At 68.6% G+C, this 6356-nt stretch carries 8 protein-coding genes; 3 read left to right on the forward strand and 5 right to left on the reverse strand.

What is annotated here, in order from left to right; genetic code table 11:
• Nucleotides 1-12: 12 nt before the first annotated feature.
• Together Q4F73_RS06465 and Q4F73_RS06470 are read right to left on the reverse strand one after the other, a co-directional pair.
• Complete coding sequence (locus Q4F73_RS06465; RefSeq protein WP_085550445.1) at nt 13-246, reverse strand: DUF3073 domain-containing protein; 234 nt, start codon at nt 244-246, stop codon at nt 13-15.
• A gap of 225 nt (nt 247-471) precedes the next feature.
• Nucleotides 472-1545 (reverse strand): folate-binding protein YgfZ, encoded by a 1074-nt coding sequence (locus Q4F73_RS06470; RefSeq protein WP_303358537.1) that lies wholly within the window; start codon nt 1543-1545, stop codon nt 472-474.
• Between the two features lie 42 nt (nt 1546-1587).
• Here Q4F73_RS06470 and Q4F73_RS06475 point away from each other — a divergent pair, with 42 nt between their 5' ends.
• Nucleotides 1588-2511 carry an aminodeoxychorismate lyase gene (locus Q4F73_RS06475; protein WP_303358538.1) on the forward strand — a complete coding sequence of 308 codons (924 nt, stop codon included), beginning with the start codon at nt 1588-1590 and terminating at the stop codon, nt 2509-2511.
• On the opposite strand, the gene Q4F73_RS06480 is transcribed toward Q4F73_RS06475, so the two are convergent.
• On the reverse strand, nt 2486-2956 hold the full coding sequence (locus Q4F73_RS06480; protein WP_303358539.1) for a DUF2306 domain-containing protein: 471 nt from the start codon (nt 2954-2956) through the stop codon (nt 2486-2488). The genes Q4F73_RS06475 and Q4F73_RS06480 overlap by 26 nt on opposite strands.
• A 76-nt stretch (nt 2957-3032) precedes the next feature.
• Here Q4F73_RS06480 and Q4F73_RS06485 point away from each other — a divergent pair, with 76 nt between their 5' ends.
• A complete protein-coding gene (locus Q4F73_RS06485; protein WP_303358540.1) occupies nt 3033-3674 on the forward strand; it encodes a MerR family transcriptional regulator in 642 nt (213 codons plus the stop codon).
• On the opposite strand, the gene Q4F73_RS06490 is transcribed toward Q4F73_RS06485, so the two are convergent.
• Nucleotides 3671-4402 (reverse strand): FABP family protein, encoded by a 732-nt coding sequence (locus Q4F73_RS06490; protein ID WP_303358541.1) that lies wholly within the window; start codon nt 4400-4402, stop codon nt 3671-3673. The two genes, Q4F73_RS06485 and Q4F73_RS06490, sit on opposite strands and share 4 nt — an antisense overlap.
• A 99-nt stretch (nt 4403-4501) precedes the next feature.
• Here Q4F73_RS06490 and Q4F73_RS06495 point away from each other — a divergent pair, with 99 nt between their 5' ends.
• Entirely contained in the window at nt 4502-5539 is a 1038-nt protein-coding gene (locus Q4F73_RS06495; RefSeq protein WP_303358542.1) for a diacylglycerol kinase family protein, read from the forward strand.
• Between the two features lie 6 nt (nt 5540-5545).
• Here Q4F73_RS06495 and Q4F73_RS06500 read toward each other — a convergent pair whose 3' ends face one another.
• On the reverse strand, nt 5546-6319 hold the full coding sequence (locus tag Q4F73_RS06500; protein ID WP_303358543.1) for a DUF2993 domain-containing protein: 774 nt from the start codon (nt 6317-6319) through the stop codon (nt 5546-5548).
• Nucleotides 6320-6356: the final 37 nt, after the last annotated feature.

Below are 6356 nucleotides of genomic sequence, written 5' to 3' on the forward strand. Positions count from 1 at the left end.
GCGTGACCGGAATCAGCGGCCGGAGTAGGACGCTCCCTGCGGGTCGTCCTCATCCTCGTCGGACCAGTCCGCGTACTCGGCGTACTGATCGTCCTGGTCGTCATCGACTCCAGCGTCATCGTAGGAACGGCGAGGACTCTGCGAAGCGAGTTCGCGCTGGAGTGAGTCCAGATCCATTTCGGGCGTGTTGTACTTGAGCTGGCGTGCAACCTTGGTCTGCTTTGCCTTTGCGCGACCGCGTCCCATGGCCTGACCCCCTTGAGGTATGTGAGAGCGATCCAGGGAATTCGGATGCCCCATCGGCTTTACGTCTGTGTGTATTCCTGAAGAACACAATAGCGTGAATGGCCTGAAAATGCCTCACCGGGTCGCTGAGCACCACAAATGGTCCACAAATAGGGAAAAACGCAAGATCACTGTGACGAATCCGGGGGTGGTTGGGGGTGGTGGCTGTGAAGTTGGCGAAGATTCTTAGCGGCGTCCTCGCAAGCGCTCCACCGCCGCGCGACCGGCCTGTTCGCCGCGTTCCGCGGGCAGGGAGGACGGATCCACCAGGACGGAGACGTCGCCGACCTGCAGTTCCTGCTCCAGGGCACTGCGCTTGACCACGGCCAGGGCGATGGGCCCGAAATCGCAGTCGTCGACGACCGTGCCCAGCCGCCCCAGCGACCGCCCACCGGCGGGGCCGAGGATGTCCGCACCGGGGGAGGGGGCCTCCGGTGCCGAACCGTCGAGCTGCAGCATCACCAGCACGCGGGGGGAGCGGCCCAGGTTCTCCACCCGGGCGACGGTCTCCTGGCCGCGGTAGCAGCCCTTCTCCAGGTGGACCGCCCCGGGGTGCTCGCCGCGGCCGATCCAGGCGGGAACCTCATGCGGGATGGACTTGGCGTCGAGATCGACACCGAGCTCCGGCTCCAGGGCGCGGACGCGCTCGGCGGTGAAGGCCATGAGCCCCGCCAGGTGCGCGCCGGCAGTCTCCAGCGCGGTGACCGTCTCCACGAGGCGATCGCGGGGCACCAGCAGATCGCGGCGGGGGAGCGTGGTCCACCAGCCGGTGCGCACACAAGCGGTTGCCGGGGTCTCCACCGGCGCTCCGAGCAGGGTGAGCACCGCGAGGTCGGCCTCCACGATCTCCACCTGGGACCAGAAGACCATCTTTTGCAGGAAGGTGGACAAGGACTCGAACTGGACCGCTGGTACGTCGAGGAAAAAGCCCTCCTCCGTGCGCAGGACATCCGCGTGATGCAGGATATGGCCCTGCATGTCGAGGTCGAGGGCGGACGCGGCGTAGCCGACGGGGACGTCGAGAAGCTTCTGGGAGAGCAGATTGTTGAGGAACTCCGCCGCGTCCGGACCCGTCACCTGCAGCACCCGCCGCTGGGAGCGGTCGACCACGATCGTCCCGGTGTGCGCGCGGCGCTGTTCCCCGAGGGGATCGCCGTAATGCCAGGCGACGCCGGTGGCGTCGATAAGCGCCTCGGTGTCCTGCAACGGGGCGGCGCCGGGTCGGTCGAGCAGGGGGGAAGCGTACGTAGTGGAGGTCACACACCCGATGGTAGCCCGCGATACGGGGCATAATGCAAGGATATGGAGTCCTCCTCGCCCATCATCTACGTCGTCGAGCCCTACGGCGGGTCCATCCGGCGCCACAACGCCGCGCTGCCCCACATCTACTGGGACGACGCGGCGGTCACGCGGGGTGACGGTGTCTTCGAGACCCTGCTCATCCGCGACGGGCACCCCGCCAACCTGCGCCGGCACCTGGACCGGTTCCGGGCGTCGGCACGCCTCATGGAACTGCCCGAGCTCAACGAGAAGGACTGGATCGAGGCCACCCGGGAGGCCGTCCGCGAATGGACGCAGCGCAGCGAGCAGGACGCGAAGTGTGTGTGGACGTTCACCCGCGGGCGCGAGTCCACCGGGCATCCCAGCGCCTGGCTGACCCTGACGCCGGTGGCCGAATCCGTGCTCAAGCAGAGGAAGAAGGGGGTGAAGGTGATGACATCCCCGCGTGGTTTCAGCATCGACACCTCCCTGCCCGGCGTCGAAGAGGCCGCCGAGGGTGGGACTCCCACGCCCGCCCCGTGGCTGACCGTCGGCGCCAAGACCCTCAACTACGCGGCGAACATGGCGGCCCTGCGCTATGCACGCAGCAGGGGGCTCGATGACGTCATCTATGTCGATCCCGCCACCGGCCGGGTCCTCGAGGGGGCAACCTCGACCGTGATCACCGTGCGCTCCGGCGGCAAACTGCGCACCCCCGTCCCCGGCGGTGACATCCTCCCCGGCACCACGCAGGCGGCCCTGTTCGAGCACGCCGAGAACGAGGGGTGGCGGTGCAAGTACAAGGACATGACCCTCGAGCGGCTGCTGGACGCCGAGTCCGTCTGGCTCGTCTCCTCCGTCCGCGTCGCCGTCCGCGTCACCGAGCTTGATGGTGTCAAGCTGCCGGCCCCGGACAATGAGGAGGAGATCCGGGACCTCATCAACGCCGCGCTGGGCGCCGAGTAAGCACCCGCAGCACTCCCACCCACGCGGCCGCCGCCAGCAGCAGCCCCGCGATGGTTAGCCCGAGCTCCACCGGTTGCTCGCTGCCGGTGCGGACGATGAGCCGCTGCGGCAGCGCCACCGCGAAACCGAAGGCGATGAGGGTGCCGAGGTAACTGCCGATCATGTTCGCCCGGTGTGAGGTGACCCGCCCGCGGCGGATGTTCCACACCCCGAGGGTGACCATGACGGCAGTGAACACCGCCAGCCCGTGGAGGACGCCGAACCCGTCCTCGAGTCCGAAGAGGAAACTCGCGCCGCAGTTGACGTACATGAGCAGCACCCACGTGCGGCCCAGCCACCGGTGGAGGGCGTCGCGGCGCGGGCGGAAGATGTTGACGGGGCCGAGGACGAGAACGAGGAAGGCGGCGGAGGCGTGGAGCACGATGGGGGCGGTGAAGGCGTCCATGCCGTTAGGATAGGGGTACTACCTAATAGTTTTCAACGTAGATAGTGCAGGTCAGGTGCGCTATCCAAGGAGCGGCATGAAACTGCAGGAGCTGTCCGCCGTCACGGGAGTCACGGTCGCGAGCATCAAGTACTACCTGCGCGAGGGGGTGCTGCATCCCGGGGCGAAGAAAAACGCCACCACCGCCGTCTACGACGACACCCACCGTGCCCGGCTCGATCTCATCCAGGCCCTGCGGCAGATCGTCGGTGCGCCGGTCGGGGAGATCCGCCGCCTGACGGCGCTGATCGACACCCCCGCCCCCGCCATCGACATCATGAGCGCCGCCCAGGCGCTGGGGGCCGGTGCACAGCCACCGGGGGAGGAGCCCCCAGACGCTGCGCGGGAGCTGGTCGGGGAGCTCATGTCTCAGCAGGGGTGGCCGGACCGTCCCTCGGCGGCGCGACGCGCGGTGGAATCGTTGGTGGCGGAGATGGCGGGCGACGGCTACCTGCCTTCGGCGGCGTACCTGGGGGAGCTGACCCGCATCATCGACGAGCTCAGCGCCCTCGACCTGCAGGCCACCGACGTTCCCACGGCTAAGGGGCAACCCGGTGATCTCGACCGCCTGGCGCTGCGGGTCGCGGTGGGCACGTGGCGCCACTCGCGCCTGCTGGTGGCGATGCTGCAGCTGGGGCACACCTCCCACAGCCTGCGGCAACTGCGCCCCGGGGACTAACCGGCGATGCGCTTGAGCTGCGCCGACATGCGCGGGCGCATCTCACCGTCGACGAGGCGCTCGTCGACCCAGCCGAGGTCGTTGGTCGGCATGAGGCCGTAGAGGCGCTTGCCGGGGCCGAGGGTGACCGCGCAGCTGGAAGTCACCATGGTGGAGGCGGTCTCGATCTGCCAGGCGCGCTCGTTGACGGGCTCGCCGTAGAAGATCTCGGCGACACCGGTGGAGTGCGTGCAGACGACCTCGATCTCATCCTGCAGGGAGATGCGCCAGAAACCCGACTCGCGGTGATCCGGGCCGACGGGGTTGCCCTCGGTGTCGATCTTCCAGATACGCGACTCGTAGGTGAGGTAGTTCTCGCCGTCGTGGGCGAAGATGAGCTGCTGGCCGAAGGTGTACTGCCCCTCACCGGGCATGTCCGCCTGGCCCTCGCCGCGCCACACCCCGACGAGTGGGAGCAGGGCGAGGAGACCGTCGTGGATGTTCGGGCCCTGGCGCAGGTTGGCGGTGTCATCGGGCAGCGGGATCTCCCCGAGATCCAGCGGCGGAATGTTGCGGTGGGCGGTGTTCTTCGACTGCTCGGCGGCCAGGTTGACGGCGTCGCTGCCGCTCAGGCCGGCCTGCTCGGGGTGCTGGGCCGGGTTGGTGGCCGGGGTGGCGGCCGGGTTGTCGGCGGCCGCGGCGGCGTCGCCGGGAGTGTCGGACGGGGTGTTCTTCGGCTGCTCAGTCATGGCATACAGCCTAGAAGATTCCCGCAGACGCAGTCGCGCCGGGCGGGGTGCGCCGGTGGTTGCGCCGCAGACCAGCGGCGACGGCTAGGCTGAATCCCCGTGCGCGTCCTCCTGATAGCGAACCCGAATTCGACCAGCCAGAGCGCCGGCCTGTTCCGCCGGATCATCCCGCTGCTGCGCTCGGTCGCGGGGCTGCAGCTGACCGGGCGCTTCACCCACCACCCGGGGCACGCCGAGGAGATCTGCGCGGGTCTGCGCCGGAGTGAGGTGGATCTGGTGGTGGTCGTCGGCGGGGACGGCACCGTCAATGAAGCCATCAACGGCCTGCTCGGCCCCGTCGAGGGATCCCATCCGGGCGCTGGCGAGCTGCCTGTGCTGGCAGTCATCCCCACCGGCTCCGCGAACGTGTTCGCCCGCGCCCTGGGGTTTCCTCCGGATCCGGAGGCGGCCACCGCGATGCTGGCCAACCTCATCCGCGCGGATCTGCGGCGCACCATCTGTCTGGGCACCTGGAACGACCGCTGGTTCGCGGCCAACGCCGGATTCGGGATGGACGCCGATGTGGTCGCCCGCGTGGATGAGGCCCGCACCTTAGGATTCACGGCCACCCCGCTGCGCTACCTGGCGGTGTGCCTGGTGGTGTGGCACCGCGCCCAGCGCCGACCCCCGCGTATCGACGTCACCGCCACCGCCCGCGACGGCCGCTCCCTCTCCCTGCAGCGCGTGCCCCTGTTCGTGGCCTCCAACACCAACCCGTGGACCTTCCTCGGCCCGCTGCCGGTGGTGACCAACCCGCGCAACTCCTTCGATCAGGGGCTGGGACTGTTCGGCTTGACCAGCCTCCGGGGTCTGCGGGGTGCGGCGAGCATGCTCCACCTCATCGGATTCGGGCACAGGACGATCATCGAGAAGTGGATCCGGCGGCGCACCGTGCAGTTCGACGACGCCGCCGAGGTCCTGCTGCAGTGCCCTGAGCCGCAGCCCTTCCAGGCGGACGGGGAGTACGAGGGGGAGTTCGCCCGCGCGCAGCTGGGCAGCCGCTGCGATGTGCTCGAGGTCTTCGCCCCCCGCCAGCCGTACCCGGTGGCGTCACGAACCTGGCGGCAGGTGATCCGGGACGTGTTCCGGATCCACTAGTCGCCTTTAGTTGTCGTCGTCCCCGGAGACCGCGACCGGTGACAGGGCCGACATCGCGACGGAGACATTGAGACGCTGCGCCTCGAAGTAGATGGAACCGCCCGACATGCTCACCATGCTGGCGCGACCGGACAGCGGCAGCATCCGGGTGTCCAGGGTGAGGGTGAAGGCCTCCCGGATAGCCGCGGCCTCGGCGTCGGTCTGATCGGCGGGGGCGTCGATGATCTCGGTCGGCGTCATGTGGAACTCATTGCCCTTGAGACGCAGGTCGACCAGCACCGTCGAGGGTTCGCGCTGGTCAAAGGGCGTGCCGGTCAGTTGTGCCTCACTGGCGGGCCCACCTCCGGGAGAGATGTCGTAGGGGTGGGAGATGTCCAGATCCGTCATGTCCAGCAGGCGCCCGAAGGCCACGCCGTCGAGGCGGATCGTGCGGGTGAAGATGCGCGCGGGGACACCGGAGATGTCACCGGTGAGCACCTGGCGCGGCGACACCCGCAGCTCGCCGAGCCGGGTCTGCGCGTTGACCATGCCGAGATCGGCGACATCGACATCGAGGGCGTTGATGCTCACGGCCGGAATCTCCCCGGTGACCAGGGAAGTGAGGTAGGGCGCGGAGTCGATGCTGACGCGGGGGCTGACATCCAGACGCGCCGCCTCCTCCACGTCCCGGGAGATGGCTCGTTCCACCCGGGAGGCCGCGATGCTGTCGATCAGCCATCCGGTGCCGAACAGGACCGCCAGGACGGTGACGATGAGCAGGGGCCGACGAGGAACGTACACCTCTATATATGTACCAGCGATACGCTGGGGCCCATGA

It is taken from the genome of Corynebacterium sp., assembly GCF_030535495.1.
Taxonomy (GTDB): Bacteria; Actinomycetota; Actinomycetes; order Mycobacteriales; family Mycobacteriaceae; genus Corynebacterium.

What these genes read in the sequence shown, in the direction of transcription:
- Q4F73_RS06465 (WP_085550445.1), bottom strand. Translation starts at nt 246, where the DNA reads ATGGGACGCGGTCGCGCAAAGGCAAAGCAGACCAAGGTTGCACGCCAG.
- Q4F73_RS06475 (WP_303358538.1), top strand. Translation starts at nt 1,588, where the DNA reads ATGGAGTCCTCCTCGCCCATCATCTACGTCGTCGAGCCCTACGGCGGG.
- Q4F73_RS06480 (WP_303358539.1), bottom strand. Translation starts at nt 2,956, where the DNA reads ATGGACGCCTTCACCGCCCCCATCGTGCTCCACGCCTCCGCCGCCTTC.
- Q4F73_RS06485 (WP_303358540.1), top strand. Translation starts at nt 3,033, where the DNA reads ATGAAACTGCAGGAGCTGTCCGCCGTCACGGGAGTCACGGTCGCGAGC.
- Q4F73_RS06490 (WP_303358541.1), bottom strand. Translation starts at nt 4,402, where the DNA reads ATGACTGAGCAGCCGAAGAACACCCCGTCCGACACTCCCGGCGACGCC.